This window comes from Pigmentiphaga sp. MLSB6-MA01 (assembly GCF_058793475.1).
The window spans coordinates 277,616-300,223 of the sequence record NZ_JBXAFV010000005.1; the positions used below are offsets into that span (position 1 = coordinate 277,616).

The following is a 22,608-nucleotide window of genomic DNA, read 5'->3' on the forward strand; positions in this document are numbered from 1 at the left end:
AGCCGACGTGCGGGGATGCGCGTCACCGAAACCACAGGCATCCATGTCATCCAGCTCCACCTCCTGGCGCCTGGCCGGCGCCGCCGGCGCGCTGCTGTGCGCCGCCAACGCCCAGGCCCAGACCCAGACCACCACCCTCGACCCTGTCACCGTCACGGCCTCGCGCGTCGAGCAGCCCCTGTCGCGCGCCCTGGGCGACGTCACCGTCATCGACGCCGACACCATCCAGCGCGCCGGGCAGAGCAGCCTGGCCGAGCTGCTGCAGCGCGAACACGCCATCGACATCGGCACCAACGGCGGTCCGCAGACCACGACCAGCGTCTTCATCCGCGGCGCGAACAGCCGCCACACCCTGGTGCTGATCGACGGCCTGCGCGTGGGCTCGGCCACCTCCGGCACCATGAGCCTGAACGGCATAGACCCCGCCAGCGTCGAGCGCATCGAGATCCTGCGCGGCGCGGCCAGCAGCATCTATGGCGCCGACGCCATCGGCGGCGTCATCAACATCATCACCAAGCGCCAGGCCGACCGGCCGCTGGCCATCAGCGGCTCGGTGGGCGCGGGCAGCCACGACACCTACAAGGCCCAGGTCAACCTGGACGGCGCCCAGGGCATGTGGAGCTATGGATTGCAGTACGGCAAATCCAAGAGCCGCGGCTTCAACGCCACCCTGCCCGGCAGCTTCGCCTACTACGGCGACCGCGACGGCTACGAACAGGAAAACGCCGCCGCCCGCCTGGGCCTGGCCTGGGCCGCCGGCCACCGCGTCGAGGCCAGCGTCTACCATTCGCGCATCAACGGCCAGTACGACAATGGCGTCCCCTACGACTCGCGCGCCGTCACGCGCGTAGAGGCCTATTCGCTCTCCAGCGTGGACCGCATCACCGACACCTGGACCAGCACGCTGCGCTTCGGGCGCACCGTGGACGACTACCGCGACCACGCCAGCGCCACGGCCCCCCGCGCGCAGTCGCGCACGCGCCAGGACCTGTTCACCTGGCAGAACGACCTCGCGCTGGCCGCCGGGCAGAACCTGTCGCTGATCGCCGAGCACCTGCGCGAAGACGTGCTGAGCACCTCGCTGACCGGCAACTTCCCGACCCGGCGCCGTACCAACTCGGTAGCCGCGATCTATCGGGGCGACTTCGACCGGCACCACGTCCAGCTCAACCTGCGCCACGACAACAACTCCCAGTACGGCGGCAATACCTCGGGCGCGGTGTCCTACGCCTACGACTTCGCGCCCGGGTGGCAGGCCACGGCCGGCGCGGGAACCGGCTTCCGCGCCCCCACCTACAGCGACCTGTACGGCTGGGGCGGCAACCCCGACCTGAAAGCCGAGAAATCGCGCAACGTCGAAGCGGGGGTGCGCTATCGCAACGGCGGCACCACGGCCTCGGTCACGGCCTTCCGCAACCGCGTCTCGAACCTGATCGTCTGGGTCGACGACGGCACCGGCAACTGGACCGGCAGCAATGCCAACATCGACAAGGCCATCCTGAAAGGCGTGAACGTCAGCCTTGCCCAGCAACTGGGCGCGACCACGCTGCGCGCCAGCGCCGACTGGCAAGACCCGCGCGATGCCAAGACCGGCGAGCAACTGGCCCGGCGTGCCCGCGGCAGCCTGAAGCTGGCGGCGGACCATCGACTGGGCCCCTGGCTGCTGGGCGCCGAATGGCTGGCGGCCACGCCGCGCGTGGACTACGCTGGCGCGGTGGGACGCCTGGGCGGCTACAGCCTCGTGAACCTGATGGCGTCCTATGACATCAACCACAGCACGCAGGTGCAGGTGCGCTGGAACAATGCGTTCAACAAGCACTATGAACTGGCGGGCGGCTATGCGACCCCGGGCTCGACGGTCTTCGTCAACCTCAGCTATCGCCCCTGAGCGGCGCCGCCTGCGGGCGGCCGTCGCGCTGGCGCTGGCGGCAGCGCTCGGCCCGACAGCCGCGTTCGCCCAGGCCATCCACGCGCGCGACGACGCGGGCCGCGACATCACCCTGCCCGCGCCCGCGCGGCGGGTGGTGTCGCTGGCGCCCCATGCCACCGAACTGCTGTTCGCCGCCGGCGTGGGCCCCTACCTCGTCGGTGCGGATCGATACAGCAACTATCCGCCCGAGGCCATGAAGCTGCCCCGCGTGGGCAATGGATTGCAGCCGGACGCCGAGCGCATCGTGGCGCTCGCGCCCGATCTGGTCGTGCTCTGGGCGTATGGCGACGGGGTGGCGCACGCGGGGCGGCCCCACGCGGTTCTGGAACGGCTGGGCATCCGGCTGTACTACAGCAACCCCCGCACGCTGGCCGACATTCCCGAGGCCATCGCGCGGCTCGGCGAGTTGACCGGCACCCGTACCGAGGCCGAAGCCACGGCCGCGGTCCTGCGGCGGCGCCTGGCCGGACTGGCCGCGCGCTACGCGGGCCAGCGCCCCGTGCGCGTGTTCTACCAGGTGGGCTCCCAGCCCATGTACACGGTGAACGACCGCGGCATCATCGGCGATGCGCTGCGGACATGCGGCGCGGTCAACGTCTTCGGCGGCCTGCCCGCCGCCGCGCCCATGGTGGGCGCGGAAAGCGTGCTGCGGGAGAATCCCCAATCCATCATCGTGGGCCAGGCCGGCCCCGGCGCCGAAGCGGCGCTGGCGGCCTGGAAGCACTTCGGACCGGCCCTGGCCGCGGTGCCGGACAACCTGTGGGCCATCGACCCCGATGCCATGCATCGGCCGGGACCGCGCATGATCGAGGCCACGGAGCGTCTGTGCGAGATGATCGATGCCGCCCGGCGGCAATCGGCCAGGCAGTGAAAACCATGGAGGGGGAGCGGATCGTGGCAGCGGCGGATGGCTGCACGGGGAAAAGCGGAAAATGGCGCGCCCGGCTGGGATCGAACCAGCAACCCCTGCCTTCGGAGAGCAGTACTCTATCCATTGAGCTACGGGCGCGCAGCCGCTTATTGTACCCTGCCTGGAAGATTTCGTCTTTTGCGCGGCGGCGCTGCCCCCCGAGGGGGCGCTTTTGCCTTGGGGCGGCCCGGCGGCAAAAACACCGATTGAGCCGAGAGACGGCCCAGCCGCTATAATCAGGCGTTTATGTGCGGGAAAGCAGCCGGCCGGGAGGAGATAGGCGGCCGCCCATCCAGCGCAATACAAGTATCAAAGCAAGCAGTCATCAAAATCCCATAAACCGTCACGTGTCGGGCGTGCCCGGCCCATAGACTTGCAGGACTTGGCAATGAGCAACGCGCAGCATAACCACGAAGAAGAACATACCTCGCCGATCAGGACGCCTCGTCAGCTGATCACGGTGGTCATACTGGCTTTCCTCGTCCCCATCATCACCATCCTGCTGCTCGTGAACTTCGTTACCAGCGGCAATAAGTCCAACGCGGGTTCCGACGCGCAAACGCCCGAGGCCATCGAGGCCCGCATCAAGCCGGTGGCCGGCTTCGAGCTGCGCGACGCCAACGCCCCGCGGGTGTTCCAGAGCGGCGAAGCGGTCTACAAGGCGGTCTGCGCCACCTGTCACGCCGCCGGCGTGGCCGGCGCGCCCAAGTTCGGCGACAGCGGTTCGTGGGCCAAGTACGTATCCACCGGCTTCGACGCCATGTTGCAGGTCGCCCTGCACGGCAAGGGCGCCATGCCGGCCAAGGGCGGCAACCCCGACCTGGACGACTTCGAAGTCGCGCGCGCGGTGGTCTACATGGCCAACAACAGCGGCGCCAACCTCAAGGAACCCGCCGAGCCCGCGCCGGCCGCCACCGCGGAAGCCCCGGCAGCCGCGCCTTCGGCTCCTGCCGCGCCCGCTGCTGCCGAGCCGGCCGCTCCCGCTCCGCAGGCCGCCGCGCCTGCCGCGGCACCCGCCGCCGCCTCCACGGCCGACGGCAAGAAGCTGTACGACGCCACCTGTTTCGCCTGCCACGGCACCGGCATCGCCGGCGCGCCCAAGTTCGGCGACAAGGCCGCCTGGGCGAAGTACGTCGCCACCGGGGTGGACGCCATGGTGTCGGTCGCGATGCAGGGCAAGGGCGCGATGCCCCCGAAGGGCGGCGCCGCGAACGCGACCGAAGCGGACATCCGCGCCGCGGTGCAGTACATGGTCGACGCAGCCAAGTAAGCAACCTCGCCCGCGTCGATCCCAAAGATGCCCGGCCCACCGAAAGGGGGCCGGGTTTTTTATTGCACCAACCGGGGCGCCGCTACGCGGCGGGTGGCACGAGGCGCTGGATGGCTTCGTCGCTCAGGCCCAGGTAGTCGCGCAGCACGGCTTCCGTGTCCTGTCCCAGCAGCGGCGGCGCGTGGCGGTATTGCACCGGCGTGTCGGACAGGCGCAGCGGACTGGCGACGGAAGGCGCCGTGCCCGCCAGCGGGTGCGGCAGATCCAGGCGCAGGCCGCGGGCCTGGATCTGGGGATCGTCGAAGGCCTGGTCGATGGTGTTGATGGGGCCGCAGGGCACGCCCACGGCTTCCAGCCGCTCCAGCCAGTAGTCGCGCGGCTTCTTTTCCATGAGGTCGGCCAGGATGGGCACGAGCCGGTCGCGGTTGATGACGCGGTTGCTGTTGATGCTGTAGTCGGGATGGTCGGCCAGTTGCGGCGCTTCCAGCACGCCGCAGTAGGCGCGGAACTGGCCGTCGTTGCCCACGGCGACGATCAGGTGGCCGTCCGACGCGGCGAACACCTGGTAGGGCACGATGTTCTGATGGGCGTTGCCGGCCCGCTGCGGCGCGACGCCCGAGGTCAGGTAGTTGAGTGCCTGGTTGCCCAGCATGGCCACCACGGTATCCAGCAGCGCGATGTCCAGGTGCTGGCCCTGGCCGCTGCGCTGGCGCTCCTGCAGCGCGGCCAGGATGCCCACCGTCGCGTACATGCCGGTCAGGATGTCGGCCACGGCCACGCCGGCCTTCTGCGGGCCGGCACCCGGCAGGCCGTCCCGCTCGCCGGTGATGCTCATGAAGCCGCCCAGCCCCTGGATCATGAAATCGTAGCCGGGACGGCTGGCGTAGGGGCCGGTCTGGCCGAACCCGGTCACCGAGCAATAGATCAGGCGCGGATTCACTTCCTTCATCGAAGCATAGTCCAGCCCGTACTTCGCCAGTCCGCCGACCTTGAAGTTCTCGATCAGGATGTCGCACTGCGCCGCCAGTTCGCGCACCAGCCGCGCGCCTTCGGGCGTGGCGATGTCCAGCGCGACCGACCGCTTGTTGCGGTTGACGCTGAGGTAGTAGGCGGCCTCGGCGGTGTCTCGGCCCTCGCTGTCCTTCAGGAACGGCGGCCCCCAGCTGCGCGTGTCGTCTCCCGATCCCGGTCGTTCGATCTTGATCACCTCGGCGCCCAGGTCGGCCAGGTTCTGGGTGCACCAGGGTCCGGCCAGGACGCGGGTCAGGTCGAGGACTCGGATACCGGCCAGGGGAGAAGTACGTGCTGTCATGCTTGGCTCGAATTCGCGTGAAGGAAGAACAAGACCGCGGGACCGGCGAATGCCGGGCAGTCCGTAAGCTTACCGCACGGGCACGGCGGCTTCCCCGGGAAATCACGAGCCCGGCCACCGGCGACGGCGGTCCCGGCCGGCACCACCCCGTCACGAGTCGTGATGCCCCCATTCATGCCAGGTGATTACGTCACCGAAAAGCTCCTCGTATGCTGGCCCGACGACAGAGGCCGCCCCGGTCTCCCTGACAACCATAACGGAGGAGCCATGCATCGTTACCCGCTCATGCCGGCCGCGTGGATCGCGGCCGCGTTCGCCTGTGCCCTGCCGCCGCTGGCCGCGGCCCAGGACATTCCACGCAAGTCGATCACCATGGTCGTCGGCTTCGCGCCCGGCGGCGGCTCGGACACCGCGGCCCGCCTGATCGCCAGGAAGCTGTCGGAAAACCTCGGCCGGCCGGTGGTGGTCGAGAACAAGGCCGGCGCGGGTGGCAACATCGCCCACGATCTGGTCGCGCGCGCCGAACCCGACGGCGCCACCATCCTGCTCGGCTCGATCGGCCCGCTGGCCATCGCGCCCCACTTGATGAAGCTGCCCTACGATCCGGTCAAGGACCTGGCGCCCATCACCATGGGCGTCAACTTTCCGAATGTACTGGTGGCCTACGCCGGCCTGGGTATCAAGACGCTGAACGACTACGTCGAGATGGCCAAGAAACATCCCGAGAAGATGAGCTACGCCTCGACCGGCGCCGGCTCGGCCTCGCACCTGGCGGGCGAGCTGCTCAACCAGCGCGCCGGCGTGAACGTCGTCCACGTTCCCTACAAGGGCGGCGCGCCGGCCATGGTGGACCTGCTGTCGGGGCGGGTCGCCTCGTATTACTCGACGCCTTCCTCGGCCCAGCCCCATATCGAGACCGGCAAGGTGGTCGCCATCGCCACGACCGGCCTGAAGCGCCCGGCCTTCATGCCCGATGTTCCGACCATCGCGGAGTCCGGCATCCCCGGCTTCAATGCCACCAACTGGTACGCCTTCGTCGCGCCAGGCAAGACGCCCGCCGGGATACTCGACCGCTGGAACGAGGAAATCGTGAAGGTGCTGAAGGATCCCGATGTATCGGCGCAGTTGATCAAGCACGGACTGACGCCGGATCCGATGAGCCGCGAAGAACTCGCCAAGTTCATCGCCGACGAATCGGCCACCTGGGGCGCGATCATCAAAGAGCGCCACATCACCGCGCAGTAGCGTCGCCTCACGGGCCGACGGCGCGTCAGCGCCGCGCCGGCCCCGTGGACGCGCGCACGACCAGGCTCGGCATCATGACCCGCATCATCACGGCCTCGTCCGCGTTGTGCATCTGCTCGATCAACAGGCGCGCGGCCTGGCGGCTCAGTTGCTCCACCGGCACGCGGATGGTGGTAAGCGGCGGATCGATCAGGTCCACCAGGGGCATGTCGTTGTGCCCGACGAGGGACAGGTCCCCCGGCACCGATAGCCCGCAGTGCCCGGCAGCGTCGAGCACGCCCAGCGCGAGCATGTCGTTGCCGGCCACGACGGCAGTCGGCGGAGCCACCACGTCGAGCACCGACAGCGCCGCTTCGTTGCCCGCGGCGCGCGTGAACGCCGGCGTCTCGACGATGATGGCATCGCCGATGCCCTGCTGGCGGCACAGATCGCCGAAGGCCTCCGCACGGGCGCGGCCAGTGGAACTGGAACGGGGTCCGGCAATGTGGGCGATGTGGCGGTGCCCCAGCGCCAGCAAGTGGTCCAGCGCCAGCCGCATGCTTTCGCGGTCGTCGGTCACGATGCTGGGAAAACGGCGCTCGCCGTAGCCACGGTTCACCAGTACCACCGGCAACTGCAGGCCATCGGCGGTGTCCAGCAAAGGGTCGTCGATTTCGGCCGCGCCGATGATCAGCCCGCCTACCTGGCGATCAGCCAGGGCCAGCACCACGTCGCGCCGGCCGGCGGCGTCTTCGGGCGGCTGCACCACCAGCGACATCCATCCGCTCTTGCGAAGCTCGGTTTCCAACCCCTTGAGAATCGGGCCGAAAAAAGGATTGCCAAGGTCCGTCACGATGACGCCCACCAGGCTGCTGCGGCGAGTGCGCAGCGTGGCCGCGGCGACATTGGGCCGGTAGCCGAGCCGGCGCGCCGCGGCCTGGACCTTCTCGCGGGTGGCGGGCGCCACCATGCCCCCCTCGCGCAACGCGCGCGACACGGTCGCCACGTGCACGCCCGCCGCCAGCGCGACATCCTCGATCGTCACTGCCGATGACCTGGGTTTTTTTGCATTCATTTTGCAATCGTTCTCATACAGAACCGGCTGTTTTGTCAGATAAAAACTGATATCAATGCGCCAATTATTATGGAAATCCCTGTAGATAGTCGAAAAAACTAGCGCACGGGAAAATTTCCACCTAGATTACTGCAAACGTTTGCAGAACATCGGCCGGGTCCCCCCGGATCGTCGGTTCCGTCGCATCGGGCAGGTGCCCGTTGCGCCGCATTGTAGCGATCCCCCCTGTCGCGGCTGCATCATTCATCGAACAGGAAAGAGGCAATCATGATCAAGGCCGCGATCGTCGGACTGGGCTGGTGGGGCAAGAGCATTGTCGAAGCCGTGCAAGGCAAGAGCCCGGGCATGCGGTTCACCACCGGTGTCGCGCGCGACATCGACACCAAGCGCGACTTCGCTTCCCGCCACGGACTGGCCCTGACCGCCGACTACGAGTCGGTGCTGGCCGACCCCCGCATCGACGCGGTGGTCCTGGCGACTCCCCACTCGCTGCATCCCGCGCAGGTGTTGGCGGCCGCGCGAGCGGGCAAGCATGTCTTCTGCGAAAAACCGCTGGCGCTCACGGCAGACGAAGCCAGGGCCGCCGCCGCGGCATGCCGGGCGGCGGATCGCGTGCTGGCCGTGGGCCACAACAAGCGCTTCTGGGCTTCCATGATCGCCCTGCGCGAGATCGTGGCCGGCGGCAGCCTGGGACAGATCCTGCACGTCGAAGGACATTCCAGCAACCAGAACTCCGGCAACTTCACCGCCTGGCGCGAGATTCCCCACGAAGCGCCCGGAGGCGGGCTGACCGGCTCCGGCATCCATGTCCTGGACGCGCTGGTCAGCGTGGCCGGACCGGTGTCCGAGGTGTCCGCCCAGTTGCTGACGACGCGCGCGGGCGCCGATCCGCGCGACACGCTGACCGTCATGCTCGGTTTCGAGCGCGGCATCAGCGGCTCGTTCGCCGCCGTGCGCTCCACCCCCCTGTATTGGCGCGTGCATGTCTTCGGCGACCAGGGTTCGGTCGAAGCGCTGGGCGAGACCCAGCTCGTGATCCGGCGGCCAGGCAAGGCGCCGGAACATCGCGAACTGGCACCGGGCCAATCGCTCCTGGCCTGCCTGGAATCGTTTGCCCAAGCCGCGCAGGGCCACGGCGAGTTCCTGATCGGCATGGACGAGATCGTGGCCGTCTCGGTTGCGCTCGACGCCATCCTGCAATCGATCGACCGGCGCGGCGCCATCAGGCCGTAGCACCCGCGCCACCACCACAACAACCCCGGGCCGACAGGCACCAGGAGGAGACGCCTCATGAAAACGCACGCCTTGCTCTGGGCGGGACTGATGCTGCTCGCCAGTCCCGCAAGCGCCCAGCCGCAGTATCCGGACCGGCCGGTCCGCATCGTCGTCGGCAATGCCCCCGGAGGCGGCACCGACATCGCGGCGCGCCTCATTGCGCAGAAACTTTCGCAGAACTGGGGCCAGAGCGTCATCGTCGAGAACAAGCCCGGCGCCAGCGGCACGATCGGCGCCGACCTCGTGGCCAAGGCGCCGCCCGACGGCCATACCCTGCTGCTGTCGCCGCAGACGAGCACCGCCATCGCCGCGGCCACCACCCGCAGCCTGCCCTATGACGTGGTCAAGGATTTCACGCCGATCTCGGTGGTGGCTTCGGTGCCTACGGTACTGGTCGCCGGCCCCGCCCTGCCCGCCGGCGACTTCCCCGCCTTCATGCGGTATGCGAAACAGCATGGCCAGACGCTGAGCTTCGGCTCGGGCGGCCAGGCATCGACCCAGCACCTGGCCGGCGAAATGCTGAACCTGGCGTTGGGGACACGCATGCAGCATGTGCCCTACAAGGGCGAGAACCCGGGCATCGTGGACGTGATCGGCGGCCAGTTGCCGTTGATGTTCGTCACCCTGTCGACCGCGTTGCCGCACCTTCGTACCGGCAAGGTACGCGCGCTGGGCCTGGCCAGCCTGGGCCGCTCGTCCGCCGCCCCCGATATCCCCACCATCGCCGAATCCGGGTTGCCGGGCTTCGAAATGGCGCCCTGGTACGGCCTGTTCGGCCCGGCCGGCCTGCCGTCCGCGGTGACCGCGCGCATCCATGCCGACCTCGTCAAGGTACTGGCCCAGCCCGATGTGAGGGAGCAGTTCGCCCGCAACGGTTTCGAACTGATCGGCAGTACGCCCGCCGAGGCGGCCGCGTACCTGCAATCCGAACTCGCGAAGTATCGGCGGCTGGTGAAAGACGCCGGCATCGAATCCCAATGACTACTTCTTTTCCCACCCAGGCAGACCGCAACATGATCACTTACCCGCGCGCGCTCAACCATATCGGCCTGACCGTACCCGACATCTACCCGGCCATCGACTGGTACAGCGAAGTCCTGGGCTTCACCCTGCTGATGGGACCGCGCGTCCTGGACGCGGGAGAACAGAACGAAAAACGGGCCGCCGTCATCATGGGTCCGCGCTTTCGCAAGGCCTATCAGGCACAGCTGATGACCGCCAACGGTGTCGGCCTGGAGCTTTTCCAGTACGTCGATCCCGCCGTCGTGCCCTATGCCCCGGACCTGAACATGGAGTATTGGCGCCAGGGTTACTGGCATCTTTGCTATACCGACCCGAACGTGGAAGCCTTGCTGGAGAAGATCGTGGCCACCGGCGGCAAACAGCGCACCCCCGTGTTCCCCATGATTCCAGGCAAGCCCTATCGCCTGGCCTATGCGGAAGATCCGTTCGGCAACGTATTCGAAGTGCTGAGCCACTCGTTCGCCGAGGCCTGGGCGAACTGGCCGCAGCCGGGCATGGACTGGCCCGTGACCCTGGTCAACCGCGACGGCACGGAAACGACCATGTCGAACCCTGCCATCCCGCGGACGGAGAGACAGCCATGAGGCCCGTCGCCAGCCGCCGCGCCGGCCTGGCCCCGGGCGCGGTCCTGCTGATGGCAGCGCTCGCCGGACCTGGCGCGGCGGCCTATCCCGAACGCCCGGTCAGGCTGGTAGTGGGCTTCGCGCCAGGCGGCGCCACCGACATCCTGGCCCGCCACCTCTCTACCGAGCTGGGCGCGGCCCTGGGACAGACGGTAATCGTCGAGAACCGCGCTGGCGGCAACGGTTATCCGGCGTGGCGGCAGGTGGCGGGCTCGGCGCCCGATGGCCACACGCTGCTGCTGGGCGAAAACTCCATGGCCATCATGCCCTCGCTATACGAAAGCCAGGCATTCGACCCCCGCAAGGCATTCGCGCCGGTCGGCTTCATCGGTACCGCGCCTTTCGTGCTCATCGTGCATCCCTCGGTGCAAGCCCGCAGCGTGCCGGATCTGGTCGCGTTGGCGCGCGCGCAACCAGGCAGGCTCCAGTACGGGTCGGCCGGCAACGGCACCCCCACGCAACTCAGCTTCGAAGCCTTGCGCCTGGCCGCTGGCATCGATGCGCTGCACGTGCCCTACAAAGGCGGCGGCCCCGCCATGGTGGACCTGCTGGGCGGCCACCTGACCGGCATGTTCGCGGCCTTCTCGGTGGCCAAGCCCAGCATCGAGGCCGGCAAGGTGCGGGCTTTGGCGCTGACGGGGCCGCGCCGGTCGGCCTCGCTGCCCGACATTCCCACCTTCGTCGAAGCCGGACTGCCTCTGCCCGACCTGGACCTGGGGCAATGGTGGGGCGTGTTCGCCCCCGCGGGCCTGCCCGCCGACGTGGCAGCCACGCTCAACGCCGCGCTGGCCAGGGCCTTGTCGCAACCCGAGGTCCGCCGGCGCCTGGCCGCCCTGAGCATCGACATCGAAACCGGCCCGCCCGGCCTGCTGGCGCAGCGGTTGTCCGAAGAGATCACCCGCTGGCGCGGCGTCATCCGAGCCGCCAACGTCGTCGGCGACTGAGGCGCCGGACCGCCATCGCCCCAGGGTGGCGTTCATCGATCTAGCTGACTAGCGGTGCCGGTCTCGTCCGGGGCGCCCCCTCCCTCCTCGCCATCCCCCGCTTGCCGTCGGTCCGCAGTCGGCTCATAATAGCTAGTAGTATAGTTTACTATCACATTAAACCGAGCGTCCGGGCAGGCACCCTGGCGCCCGCGCGTCGAGCGACGCATCGAGGAGACAAGCTTGAACCCCAGTCTATCGTGTCGCCTGGTCGCGGCGAGCCTGACGCTTGCCGGCATCCAGGCCGCCTACGCCGACGATTTTCCCGCGCGCCCCATACGCCTCGTCACCCCCTACCCGGCCGGCCTGACGCCGGACGTCGCCACGCGCATCATGGCCGATAAACTGGGCAAGCTATGGGGCAAGCCCATCGTCATCGAAGCCAAGCCGGGCGCCAACGGCTTCCTCGCGCTGGGCGCCGCCAAACAGGCCGCGCCCGACGGCTACACCCTGCTGGTCGTGGGCGACGCGCACATGACCACCAATCCCAAGCTGCTGGCCTCGGTCCCCTACGATCCGCAAAAGGACTTCGCGCCGGTGTCGATGTTCTTCCGCGCGCCCTTCCTGTTCTACACGTCCGCCTCGGCTCCCTATGCCTCGATGCGCGACCTGATCGAAGCGGCCCGCAAGGATCCGAAGAAGATCACCTACGGCACGCCCTACGTGGGCAGCCCCGCCCACTTCGGCGGCGCCATCCTGGCCCAGGCCACGCGCACCGAGATGATGCCGGTCCACTACAAGGAAGGCGCGCAGATCTACACGGCGGTCGCCAATGGCGACATCAGCTTCAGCGTGGCCACCATCGGCTCGGGCCTGCCGCTGGTCAAGGCCGGCAAGCTCAAGATGCTGGCCACCGCGTCGCCGCAGCGGCTGACCGACTATCCGCAGGTGCCCACCGTCAAGGAATCCGGCGGCCCCGACCTGGCTATCGAGACCTGGGTCGGCCTGGTGGCGCCGGCGGGCACGCCCGCGGCCGTGGTGCAGAAGCTCAACGCCGGTATCGCGCAGGTGCTGAAGGATCCGGAGCTGATCGAAAAATTCGCGGCGCTGGGCATCGAGCCCCAGAGCAGCACGCCGGCCGAGCTGTCCACGCGCGTGCGCGACGAACTGGCCGAGGTGGAAACGCGCATCAAGCGGTTGGGCATCAGCATCGAATAGCCCGCCGCCCGGCCCGCCGGCGCACCAGGCGCCGGCGCTATTTCAGCCGCATGTGCACCCGCACGAAGTCGCTGCGGAACAGGCCCTGGGACTCATACACCAGGACTTCGCCCGTATCGAACACCGAGCGGGTCACCACCATGATGGCGGTGTTCACCGGCACGTCCAGCAACTGCGCCACCTCGAAATCGGCGTTGCTGGCCTGGATGGTCTGCTCGGCACGGCCGATGCGGTCACCCGCGTGATTCTGTATCAGTTGCATGGGCACGGGCGAGTTGAACGCCTTCTTGCCGATGGCGCGGAAGATCGTGCGCTCCACATACGAGTCGCCGACGAAATACGGGATCTGATTGTGCTTCTGCAGCCGGCGCAGGTGCTGGTAACCGTCGGGCGACAGCGAGCCGCCGTGGTGGTTGATCGATTGCGGCCGCATCACCGTGCTGCTTTCCAGCCACTCGATCTGGATGTCGGGTACGTGATTGACCAGGGTATCCCAACTGGTCGGAATATCGTAGAAAACCCCGCTTTGCGGCCGGCGCAGGACGAAGGTGCCGCGGCCGCGGTAGCGACCGATCAGGCCCTCGGACTCCAGGAAGCCGATGGCGTGGCGGATGGTGGCGCGCGCCACGCCTTCGTCGCGGGCCAGTTCATCCAGCGACGGGATCTGTTGGCCCACGGCCCATTCGCCCGTCTCGATCCGCCTCCTGAAGGACATCACCAGCTTGACGTAGATGGGCGTCCCCACCTGGGCCAGGTTCGCGATGGCGGTCGACGGCGTCGTGCGGGTGGCGCGAGGGGGAGGCAACGTCATGAGGGGGGGATGTGCTGGTTGACTAGCCTTTCATTCTATCAGTGGCCTGTCCGGCCACCGGCGGCGCCCGGAGGGTGGGCTATAGTCGTCGCTCTCCAGGCACCGCGCATCTTCCCGCATGAGTCTAGAATCCGTCCGCCATTTCCTGGCCGCCCACGCGCCCGACATCGCCATCATCGAACTCGAACACAGCACCGCCACCGTCGAACTGGCCGCGCGGCACCACGGCGTCATGCCCGGCCAGATCGCCAAGACCCTGTCGCTGCGGGCGGGCGACCGCGAGGTGCTGGTCGTGACGCGCGGCGACGCGAGGCTGGACAACAAGAAGGCCAGGGCCGTGTTCGGCGGACGCGTGAAGATGCTGCCGGCCGACGAGGTAGTGGCCGTGACCGGGCACCCGGTGGGCGGCGTGTGTCCATTCGGGCTGGCCACGCCGCTGCCCGTGTATTGCGACGTTTCGCTGCAAGCCTACGACGAAGTGCTGCCCGCGGCGGGCTCCACGCACAGCGCGGTGCGCATCGCGCCGCGGCGCCTGGCCGAGCTGGTCGGGGCGCAATGGGTGGACGTCAGCCAGGAAACGGCCTGAGGCGCGCCTACTTCAGGTCGGTGTGGATCTCGACGAAATCGCCGCGGAAGACACCCAGCGATTCGTAGACCAGCACGCCCCGGCGATCCAGCACCGAACGCGTCACCTGGATGACCGGGGCGCCCGAGGTCAGGTCGAGCAGGCGGGCCGTGTCGAGGTCGGCCACGCTGGCGCGCACCGTCTGCTCGGCATGGCCGACCCCGCCCGGCAGGCGGGCGTCCAGGATCTTCAGCGGGATGGGCTTGGCCAGCACGTCGGCGCCGAATGCGGCATAGACGTTTTTCTCGATGTAGGTATGGCCGATGCCATAAGGAATGTGGTGGCGCAGCAGACGCCGCTTGAGCGCCTGGTAGGACTCGCCCAGCGCGGCCCCGGCGTGCACCGAGGCGGGCGGCTGCGCGCACTCGTGGCTTTCCAGCCACTCGACCTCGATGTCGGGCTGCGGCCCGGTGAGTTCGTCCCAGTTCATCGGGATGCGATACCAGATGTTGGACTGGGGACGCGCCATCACGAAGGTGCCGCGGCCACGGAAGCGGCCCACCAGCCCCTCGGCTTCCAGCATGCCCAGCGCATGCCGCACCGTGACCCGGCCCACGTCGAACTCCTCCATCAGCTCGTCCAGCGACGGAATGCATTCGTTCAGCGGCCAGATGCCGTTCTCGATACGCTGCCGGAACAGCGCGAAGAGCTGCGCGTACATCGGCAGCCCGCCGCGCGGGCCGCTGTTGGCGGCGCGCGCGGAAGTATCGGAAGCGTCGGTAGTGCGTCGTGCTGATGCCATGAAGCGAATCACCTACGGCGGATGGCCGGTCTCGCGCCCGGGGCGCAAACGCACATTGTGCCGGTGCATGGCGGGCGCTGGCAATCGAGCCGCCCCGTCACGGCGCCAGCGCGATCACGTCCAGCGCGTAGTGCGCGTTGCCGCCCGGCGCCCCATTGGCATCCGCGACGCCCACGGCGATGCGGGCGGGCGGATCCTTCGGAAAGAACTCCATCCACGCTTGATGGAAGCCCTTGCGCTTGTCCAGGTCATGCAGATAGAGCGTGACCTTCACCACGTGCTGGAGCGTCGCCCCGGACGCGGCCAGCACCGCCTCGACATTGCGCAGCGCCTGGCAGGCCTGTTCGTAGGGATCGTCGGGCATGCCTCCGGTGGCCGGATCGCGGCCGCGTATGGACGACAGGAACAAGAAGCCCCCCGCCCGCACGCCGGGCACCATGCCGGCCATGCGCTCGGGCGAGTCCGGCGATTGCGGCATGCTCTGCCTATCCATTCAGGAACTCCCGGATGATGGTGGCGGCGCGGTCCGGCGCGTCGGTCTGTACCTGGTGGCCAGCCCCGGGCACCCATTCGATGCGCGCATCGGGCAACATTTCGGCCAAGGCGCGGCCGGTGGCGGGCACGGCGAAGGTATCTTCCTCGCCCCACAGGATCAGGGTGGGGATGCGCCGCGTCAGCGCGGGCAGCGCTTCCTGCCATTGGGTCTGGAGCTTGAGCACCGGGTCGTTGCGCACGAAATCTATGCCCTGCGCCATGCGCTGGAAAGCCTCGAACGCGCCGGGGCGCGTGGCGGCGCGCTGGCGATCGTCGATCAGCGCGTCGGTGATGCGCGACTTGTCGATGATCAAGGCTTCCAGCAGGCGCTTCATGCCGGCGCGCGAGCCGTCATAGCCCATCAGCGCGTGCATGGCCTCGTTCGGCGCCTGTTTCAGGCCCAGCGAGCCGGCGATGGTGAGCGAGGACACGATGACCAGCTTCTCGACGCGGTCCGGATGCAGCATGGCGTAGTACACGCCCGACCACGCGCCCTGCGAATTGCCCAGCACCGAGAACTTGTCCAGGCACAGCGCGTCGACGAAATCCGCGGTGTGCGCCGCGCGGCTGATCAGCCCGTAGGGCGTGGGCGCCTGGGTATCCGTCAGTCCGAAGCCGCCGATGGAATCGGGCGCGACCACCCGGAAGTCCCTGCCCAGCAGCGGCAGCACGAGGCCCATGCCCGAGGCGCCGGACGAGCCCGCGCCACCGCCGTGCAGCGCCACCAGCGTGCGGCCCTGGTCGCCCGCTTCCGCGTAGTGCGTGCGCACGCCGTTGGCCAGTACCCAGCGCGATCGAATTGCCGTGTCATTCATGGTCGATGTCTCCAGTCGAAGAGATGGGCCCCGCCCGTCGCGGGGCCCGCTAGCTCAGTTGCCGTGCCGCGGCAACAGGCCGCGGTCGTGGTAGGCCTGCACGTAGCGCAGCCCCAGGGTGCCGGCGAAATTGCGGATCAGGAGCGGATGCACGCCCCACTCGTACAAGGTGGCCAGATCGCGTTCGCGCAGGACGCGCCGTTCCTCGTCGTCCAGCGCATGGCCGTCGAAGGCGTCCGCGGCCTCGGCCTTCAACGCCTCCTGCAGAACCTGTTCCTTGTCGAAGCGGAACAGGTAGCGCTCCAGGGCGTGCCGGTCGCGTCCCGCCACGCCCGCGTGCCCGGAAGCGGCTTCGGGCGCATCCACCGGAGGCAGCAGCAGTTCGGTCACGCCTATCCCGGTCACCCAGGCCTGCACCGGTTCGTAGGCCGCCACCCGCGCGCCGGAGGCCCGGGCCGCGCCCGCCGCCAGCAGCCAGTTGCGGATCTCGGCCGCGCCGTTGCCGGCGCTGCGCACCACTTCGGCCGCGTCCCAACCGGCGATCTCGTCGAACCGGCCGGCGGCGAAGCCTTCCAGGAAGCGGCGGTCGAAATCGCGGTTGATGTGTCCGGTCTCGGGCATGCCGACCCAGTGGCTCAGGCCGCCGGTGCCGAGCACGGCCACGCGCGGCGCCAGTTCCTGCATGCGCAGCGCCTCGCCCAGCGCGCGGCCGAAGTCCAGGCAGCGGTCCAGGCGCGGCAGCGGCTCGATGGTGCAGTTCACGTACACCGGCAGCACCGGCACGTCCCAGCCGTCCAGCAGCAATTGCAGCGGACACGAGAAGCTGTGGTCCAGCGGCAGCCCGCGCGCGCCGGCCGCGTCGAAGCCGGCCGCCACCATGCCCGCGTGCACCGCCTCGCCCAGCCCCGCCACGCCAGCGTAGTCGCGCTTGGGCACGCCGAATTCCCCATGCCCCGGAAACGCGGCGCCGGTGCCGATGGCGAACACCGGCAGCGCCGCCTGGTCGAAGGTCAGGAAATGGTCGGTGGCGACGACGACCAGCACATCCGGGCGCGCCGCCCGCAGCGAGGCGGACAGGGCCGAGAAGGCCTGGAACACGCGGCCGGCGCGCGCCAGGTCGTCCGGGTCGCCCTTGGGCGTGCGCATCATGGCCCCGGTATGGGCGGTAGCGGCGGCCCAGGCGATGCGGCCCATGGTCAAGCCTCCCGGTCCAGGTGGCGATGCAGGAAGTCCACGAAGCGCTCGTAGGTCAGCGCGGCCGCCTCGGGCGAATAGCGCTCCAGCGTGCTGTCCATGTAGGCATGGCGCGCGCCGGCATAGACGTGGAACGAAATGGGCGCGGGCGACCGCGCTTCCAGCGCCTCCTTCAGCGCCAGGGTCTGCGCCAGGGGAATGGCTTCGTCGGCCTCGCCGAAATGCAATTGCATGGGCGCCTGGATGCGTGGCGCCAGCGCGATGCGCGAACGGTCGCGGCCGTCGGGCGCGTAGGCGGCGGGCACCACCGGCAGCGCGTACAGCACCACCGAGCAGGCCAGCTCGCGCGTGCCGGCCGCCCAGGCCAGCACCGTGCCGCCGCCCAGGCAGTAGCCCAGGGCGCCGACGCGGCCCACCCGGGGCTGCGTGCGCAGCCAGTCCAGCGCCGCCTGGCAGTCGGGCACCACGACCTCGTCGCGCGCGGCGATGAAGGCCTTGCTGCGCCGTTCCTCGGCGGTCGTGTAGTCCTGCGGCGGCCGGCCGCCGATGCGGCTGTACGGGTCCACGGTCAGGACGATGAAGCCCTCGGCCGCGAGGCGCCGCGTTTCCTCCTGGCGGTGCTCGGTCACTCCCAGGTTCTCGGGCGCGCAGACCACCGCGCCCAGCACCTCGTCGCCCTCGGGCTCGGCCAGGTAGCCGCGCACCTGGTCGCCGCCGCTGGGAAAGGTCACCCAGCGGCCATGGCTGGTTCGCTTGTTCATGGATGCCTCCTTCAGGCCGCGACCTGGATGTCGAACAGGGAAGCCTCGCCCTTGCGGCGCACCTCGACGTCGAGCAGCGTGGCGCAATGCGGGCAGGCGTGCTGGACGACCTCGAGATCGTGGTGGATGCGCACGCGCGGTCCCAGGTCCTCGGGGGTGGCGAGGTGGTGGCGCGCGTAGTCCTTCCAGTTCTCCGCCGCCGGCGCGATGGCGGTGTCGCAGCTGTTGCAGACCAGGTAGGGCGTGCCGGCCGCGCGCACGATGCGCGCCACGTCGCCGACGATGGCCACGGGCTCGGCCCCGTCCGTTTGCGGCTGAACGGCCAGTGCCTTGCCGGCGGGCCACGCCAGCCTGCGCCGGCGGATCGCCGCGCGCGCGGCGGTGGTGGCCGCCTCGTCCAGGCCACCGCCCTGAATCAGCACGCCGAAGATGCGTTCGGCCACCCGGGCCGAGAAGGCCCCGGCCGCGACATCCGCCGCCACGCTGCCGGCCGGCCGGTCCAGCGGGTCGCCCCAGCCGCCACCGGCCGTGGGATTGCATTCGTAGACATCGTCCTTGCCGAACTCGAATTCGGGCGGCTTGGCGTTGAACTCGACTTCCTCGCCTTCCAGTCCATCCATGCGGTCGGGGAACACGCCATCCGCCAGCAACTGGCGGATGTTGCTGTGGCGCAGGAAGCGGCGATGGTTGCAGCCGCTGGGATAGCCGCCGAACAGGCCGCGCGAGGTGGGCGACTGGTAGCCGTGGCAGGCGACCAGCGATTCGACCTCGTCCACGCCGTGCAGCACGAATGCCGCGCCAGCGGCCTGGCCACCCACGTTGCGGCCGGCGCCCGAGCTGTCGGTGATGATGCGGCGGTACATGTACAGCACCGGCAGCTTCAGCTCGGTGGTCTCGACGTTGGGCGCGCGGCCCGCGGTAATGTTGCGCTGGCCCGAGACGCTCACACCGTCGCGGTGGGCATAGGCGCCGCCGCCCGACAGCATCACTTCCAGGATGGGCGCGGTGGCCGGTTCGCCGTACTGGTTGCGGCCGTGGATGTGGAACAGGTCCGGTCCGCTGGCCGGCGACGACTGCGCCTCGGCCAGGTAGTCCGGGTGGGTGGCCATCAGCTTGGAGATGACCTCGGTGGTGGTGACCTCGACCAGCCACATCGCGCCCAGCGGCCCCTGGCTGCACGGCGCCGGGAACCTGCACGAGACGATGGAGCCTTCGGTGGACAGCACTTCCAGCGGCCGCAGCAGGCCCTCGTTCCACGACAGATCGTAGGCGATGACCGGCAGGATGCCGGCGTAGACCCCGGCCAGGAGACCCGTGCGCGTGGCGTTGACGAAGCCTGGCGCCTGCGCGTCGGACCCGGTGTAGTCGAACACGATGCGGTCGCCCTGCTTGCGCAGTTCGACGTGGATCTTGTAGATCTTGTTGTCGAAGCCGTCGTGGTCCAGGAAGGCCTGGGCGCGGAACACGCCGTCGGGCAGTTCCTTCAGGCGCTTGCGCATCTTGGTCTCGGACAGGCTCATCATGCCGTCCATCACCGTCAGCACCGTGTCCACGCCGTACTTGGCGATGGTGTCGAGCAGGCTCTTCACGCCGATGTTGTTGGCCGCCATCAGTCCTTTCAGGTCCAGGCTGATGTTGGTGGGCAGGCGCGACATGCCGGTGATGAAGTTCAGCACGTCGCTGCGCAGTTCGCCACGGTCGATGATCTTGACCGGCGGGATCAGCATGCCTTCCTGGCGGATGTCCTTGGCCATCGACGCGAAGCTGCCCGGCACCATGCCGCCCACGTCCAGCTGGTGGGCGCAGGCGCCGGTCCAGCCGATGCGCCTGCCGTCGACGAAGATGGGTGCCAGCACCCCCACGTCCGGGCAGTGCAGCGCGCCCTTGTGCGGGTGGTTGACGATGAACATGTCGCCGGGATTGATGCCGACCGTATCCTCGCAATCCTCGATCACGTGCTTGACCATCAGCGACAGCGAGGCCGCATGGAAAGTGACCGTCTTGCCCATGGTGACCACTTCGCCGAAAGCGCGATAAAGGCCGGTGTTGAAATCGGTCGCCTCGTTCACCAGCGCCGACCCCGACACCGAGGCCAGCGTGGAGGCCTGCTCGTCGGTGATCGACAGCAGCCGGTGGCGGATCACCTCGAAGGTGATCGGGTCGACCTCCTTGGCCGTGTATTCGTAGACCTGATGCATGCTCGTCTCGATAGCGTTATTGGTTGCGCGCGATGGAAATCACGAAGTTGCCGTAGGGCTCCATGTCGACCGACTGGCCGGGGCCGACGACGATGGTGGTGTCGGGCCGCTCGATGATGCAGGGGCCTTCGATGGTGTGGCCGGGCCCCACGTCCTCGCTGCGGTAGATGTCGGCGCGGATGAAGCCGTGGCCGTAGAAATAGACCTGGCGGTCGGATACCGGCCGGTTCGAGCGGCCGGCGCCGTCGACCTGGCGCGCCGCCGGCTGGATGACGGGAGACGTGCCCTCGACCCGCACCACGGTGAACTCCACGCCCGAGCTGCGCAGCGCGGTGTTCTTGCCGTAGATCCGCTCGTACTGCGCCTCGAAGGCATCCACCAGCGCGTCCACGTCGGCGGCCTGGAGTTGCCCGGCCGGCACCTCGACGCCGATCTCGTGCACCTGCTGGCGGAAACGCATGCCGATGTAGCGGTGGATGGTGACGTCGTCGCCCAGCGCCTCGCGCGCCCGGGCCTCGATCTGGCCGAAGCCTTCGTTCAGGGCCGCGATGTCGATGTGCTCGGACGCCCGCTTGAAGCGTGCCGGCGCGTGCTGGCCCACCGCCAGCGAGAACGAGCGGTGGCGGTCGCCCGTGACCGTGCCGTAGGCCGAATGCGCCGGCCCGGTATTGGGCACGACCACCTTGCCGATGCCGGCCACCTCGGCGTACTGGTGCGCGTGCGTGGCGCCCGCGCCGCCGTAGGCCATCAGCACGAAGTCGCGCGGATCGTAGCCCGCGCGCAGCGTGACCCGGCGCAGCAAATCCGCCATCTGGTTGTTGGCCACTTCGCGGATGCCCGCGGCCGCCTCTTCCACGCTCATGCCCAGCGGCTCGGCCACGTGCTTGCGCACCGATTCGCGCGCGGCCTCGACGTCCAGCGCCATGCGGCCGCCCAGGAAGTAGCGCGGATCGATGATGCCCAGCACCACGTCGGCATCGGTGATGGTCGGCTCGACCCCGCCGCGGCCATAGCACGCCGGCCCCGGCGTGGAGCCCGCGCTTTCCGGGCCCACGGTCAGGTGGCCGTCGCGCACGCGGGCGATGGAGCCGCCGCCCGCGCCGATGGCCGTGACCTTGATCGACGGCAGCGCCACGTGGAAACGGCCCACCTCGCGCACGGTTTCCAGCAACGGCTGGCCGTCCACGATCAGGCCCACGTCGAAGCTGGTGCCGCCCATGTCGGCCGTCAGCACGTTGCGGTAGCCCAGCAGGTCGCCCAGCTTCTGCGACGCCAGCACGCCGCCGGCCGGCCCCGAGGTCAGCAGGTTGGCGGCCTGGAACGCGGCCTCGGCCGCCGGCAGCACGCCACCGCCCGACTCCATGATGGAGATCGGTCCCCGGAAGCCGAAGCGCCGGATCGCCCCTTCCAGCCCGTTGATGTAGCGGTGGATGACCGGCCCCAGGTAGGCGTTGATCGACGTCGTCGAGGTGCGTTCGTATTCGCCGATGATGGGCACCAGCAGCGAAGACATCGTCACGAACAACCCCGGCGCTTCCTCTTCCACCAGTTCCGCCAGGCGCCGCTCGTGCGCCGGATTGCGGAACGACCACAGCAGGCTGATGGCGATGGCCTCGACACCCGCGTCGCGCAGTTCGCGTATGGCCTGGCGCGCCGCCGCCTCGTCCAGCGGAACGATGACCTCGCCCTTGTAGTCCACGCGCTCGGCCACGCCCTTGATCAGGTCCAGCGGAACGATGGGCTCGGGCACGCGGCGCTTCGAGAAATGCGAGATCTCGTGCGTGGGCATGCCGATCCAGCCGCCCATGGCGCGCTGGATGCGCAGCGTGTCCTCGAAGCCGCGCGTGGTCAGGAGCCCCGTCTTCGCGCCCTTGCGCTCGATGAAGGCATTGGTCGCGGCGGTGGTGCCGTGCGAGAAGTATTTCAGTTCGGCCACCAGCCGCTCGGCCGGGATGCCCAGCGCCTCGGCCGCCAGCTTCATGGCGTCCAGCACGCCGCGCGTGCGGTCGTCGGGCGTGGTCAGCGCCTTGAAGATGCGCACGTCGCCGTCGTCGGACAGAAGAACGAGGTCGGTGAACGTCCCTCCGATATCCGTACCTATGTAAGACACGAGTCTTTCCTCCAGATGCCGCCCCAGCGGGCGAT

20 protein-coding genes and 1 tRNA gene are annotated in these 22,608 nt (G+C 68.9%); 10 read left to right on the forward strand and 11 right to left on the reverse strand.

Going from position 1 to position 22,608, the window contains the following annotated elements; all coding sequences use genetic code 11:
• Positions 1 to 43: 43 nt before the first annotated feature.
• Complete coding sequence (locus tag AC1Q6E_RS11095; protein ID WP_492572738.1) at positions 44 to 1,888, forward strand: TonB-dependent receptor plug domain-containing protein; 1,845 nt, start codon at positions 44 to 46, stop codon at positions 1,886 to 1,888.
• The gene (locus AC1Q6E_RS11100) at positions 1,839 to 2,801 is read left to right on the forward strand and encodes a cobalamin-binding protein (protein WP_492572739.1); all 963 of its coding nucleotides are present in this window, start codon (positions 1,839 to 1,841) and stop codon (positions 2,799 to 2,801) included. Before AC1Q6E_RS11095 ends, AC1Q6E_RS11100 begins: the two co-directional genes overlap by 50 nt.
• 62 nt (positions 2,802 to 2,863) lie before the next feature.
• Here AC1Q6E_RS11100 and AC1Q6E_RS11105 read toward each other — a convergent pair.
• A tRNA-Arg gene (locus tag AC1Q6E_RS11105) sits at positions 2,864 to 2,939 on the reverse strand.
• A gap of 289 nt (positions 2,940 to 3,228) precedes the next feature.
• Between AC1Q6E_RS11105 and AC1Q6E_RS11110 the strand changes: the two genes are divergently transcribed.
• Complete coding sequence (locus AC1Q6E_RS11110) at positions 3,229 to 4,110, forward strand: c-type cytochrome (RefSeq protein ID WP_492572740.1); 882 nt, start codon at positions 3,229 to 3,231, stop codon at positions 4,108 to 4,110.
• Between the two features lie 82 nt (positions 4,111 to 4,192).
• Here the strand turns inward: AC1Q6E_RS11110 and AC1Q6E_RS11115 are convergent, their stop codons facing one another.
• Positions 4,193 to 5,422, reverse strand: coding sequence for a CaiB/BaiF CoA transferase family protein (locus tag AC1Q6E_RS11115; RefSeq protein WP_152798102.1), 1,230 nt, complete (start codon positions 5,420 to 5,422; stop codon positions 4,193 to 4,195).
• A gap of 267 nt (positions 5,423 to 5,689) precedes the next feature.
• Between AC1Q6E_RS11115 and AC1Q6E_RS11120 the strand changes: the two genes are divergently transcribed.
• Positions 5,690 to 6,667 carry a Bug family tripartite tricarboxylate transporter substrate binding protein gene (locus AC1Q6E_RS11120; RefSeq protein ID WP_152798101.1) on the forward strand — a complete coding sequence of 326 codons (978 nt, stop codon included), beginning with the start codon at positions 5,690 to 5,692 and terminating at the stop codon, positions 6,665 to 6,667.
• A 25-nt stretch (positions 6,668 to 6,692) separates the two neighbouring features.
• Here the strand turns inward: AC1Q6E_RS11120 and AC1Q6E_RS11125 are convergent, their stop codons facing one another.
• Positions 6,693 to 7,691, reverse strand: coding sequence for a LacI family DNA-binding transcriptional regulator (locus tag AC1Q6E_RS11125; protein WP_492572741.1), 999 nt, complete (start codon positions 7,689 to 7,691; stop codon positions 6,693 to 6,695).
• Between the two features lie 297 nt (positions 7,692 to 7,988).
• Between AC1Q6E_RS11125 and AC1Q6E_RS11130 the strand changes: the two genes are divergently transcribed.
• From AC1Q6E_RS11130 to AC1Q6E_RS11150, 5 genes are all read left to right on the forward strand, one after another.
• Positions 7,989 to 8,954 (forward strand): Gfo/Idh/MocA family protein, encoded by a 966-nt coding sequence (locus AC1Q6E_RS11130; protein WP_152798099.1) that lies wholly within the window; start codon positions 7,989 to 7,991, stop codon positions 8,952 to 8,954.
• A gap of 57 nt (positions 8,955 to 9,011) precedes the next feature.
• Positions 9,012 to 9,977: a Bug family tripartite tricarboxylate transporter substrate binding protein gene (locus AC1Q6E_RS11135; RefSeq protein ID WP_492572742.1), complete on the forward strand. Its 966-nt coding sequence runs from the start codon at positions 9,012 to 9,014 to the stop codon at positions 9,975 to 9,977.
• Complete coding sequence (locus AC1Q6E_RS11140) at positions 9,974 to 10,603, forward strand: VOC family protein (protein ID WP_296555786.1); 630 nt, start codon at positions 9,974 to 9,976, stop codon at positions 10,601 to 10,603. The genes AC1Q6E_RS11135 and AC1Q6E_RS11140 overlap by 4 nt, the downstream gene beginning before the upstream one ends.
• Positions 10,600 to 11,586, forward strand: a complete 987-nt coding sequence (locus AC1Q6E_RS11145) for a Bug family tripartite tricarboxylate transporter substrate binding protein (protein WP_152798097.1) — start codon at positions 10,600 to 10,602, stop codon at positions 11,584 to 11,586. Before AC1Q6E_RS11140 ends, AC1Q6E_RS11145 begins: the two co-directional genes overlap by 4 nt.
• A gap of 222 nt (positions 11,587 to 11,808) precedes the next feature.
• Positions 11,809 to 12,783 (forward strand): Bug family tripartite tricarboxylate transporter substrate binding protein, encoded by a 975-nt coding sequence (locus AC1Q6E_RS11150; RefSeq protein ID WP_152798096.1) that lies wholly within the window; start codon positions 11,809 to 11,811, stop codon positions 12,781 to 12,783.
• Between the two features lie 37 nt (positions 12,784 to 12,820).
• On the opposite strand, the gene AC1Q6E_RS11155 is transcribed toward AC1Q6E_RS11150, so the two are convergent.
• Entirely contained in the window at positions 12,821 to 13,594 is a 774-nt protein-coding gene (locus tag AC1Q6E_RS11155; protein ID WP_152798095.1) for a GntR family transcriptional regulator, read from the reverse strand.
• 118 nt (positions 13,595 to 13,712) lie between these two features.
• Between AC1Q6E_RS11155 and AC1Q6E_RS11160 the strand changes: the two genes are divergently transcribed.
• Complete coding sequence (locus tag AC1Q6E_RS11160; RefSeq protein WP_492572743.1) at positions 13,713 to 14,180, forward strand: YbaK/EbsC family protein; 468 nt, start codon at positions 13,713 to 13,715, stop codon at positions 14,178 to 14,180.
• A gap of 7 nt (positions 14,181 to 14,187) precedes the next feature.
• On the opposite strand, the gene AC1Q6E_RS11165 is transcribed toward AC1Q6E_RS11160, so the two are convergent.
• The 7 genes from AC1Q6E_RS11165 to AC1Q6E_RS11195 all read right to left on the reverse strand — a co-directional run bounded on the left by AC1Q6E_RS11165 (position 14,188) and on the right by AC1Q6E_RS11195 (position 22,573).
• Positions 14,188 to 14,961 carry a GntR family transcriptional regulator gene (locus AC1Q6E_RS11165; protein WP_152798093.1) on the reverse strand — a complete coding sequence of 258 codons (774 nt, stop codon included), beginning with the start codon at positions 14,959 to 14,961 and terminating at the stop codon, positions 14,188 to 14,190.
• 97 nt (positions 14,962 to 15,058) lie between these two features.
• A complete protein-coding gene (locus AC1Q6E_RS11170) occupies positions 15,059 to 15,454 on the reverse strand; it encodes a RidA family protein (protein WP_152798092.1) in 396 nt (131 codons plus the stop codon).
• The gene (locus AC1Q6E_RS11175) at positions 15,447 to 16,310 is read right to left on the reverse strand and encodes an alpha/beta fold hydrolase (RefSeq protein ID WP_492572744.1); all 864 of its coding nucleotides are present in this window, start codon (positions 16,308 to 16,310) and stop codon (positions 15,447 to 15,449) included. Before AC1Q6E_RS11175 ends, AC1Q6E_RS11170 begins: the two co-directional genes overlap by 8 nt.
• A gap of 54 nt (positions 16,311 to 16,364) precedes the next feature.
• Positions 16,365 to 17,504, reverse strand: coding sequence for a DODA-type extradiol aromatic ring-opening family dioxygenase (locus tag AC1Q6E_RS11180; protein WP_492572745.1), 1,140 nt, complete (start codon positions 17,502 to 17,504; stop codon positions 16,365 to 16,367).
• Between the two features lie 2 nt (positions 17,505 to 17,506).
• Positions 17,507 to 18,265, reverse strand: a complete 759-nt coding sequence (locus AC1Q6E_RS11185; protein WP_492572746.1) for a dienelactone hydrolase family protein — start codon at positions 18,263 to 18,265, stop codon at positions 17,507 to 17,509.
• 11 nt (positions 18,266 to 18,276) lie between these two features.
• Complete coding sequence (locus AC1Q6E_RS11190) at positions 18,277 to 20,463, reverse strand: hydantoinase B/oxoprolinase family protein (RefSeq protein ID WP_152798088.1); 2,187 nt, start codon at positions 20,461 to 20,463, stop codon at positions 18,277 to 18,279.
• A 16-nt stretch (positions 20,464 to 20,479) separates the two neighbouring features.
• Positions 20,480 to 22,573, reverse strand: coding sequence for a hydantoinase/oxoprolinase family protein (locus AC1Q6E_RS11195; protein WP_492572747.1), 2,094 nt, complete (start codon positions 22,571 to 22,573; stop codon positions 20,480 to 20,482).
• Positions 22,574 to 22,608 lie beyond the last annotated feature (35 nt).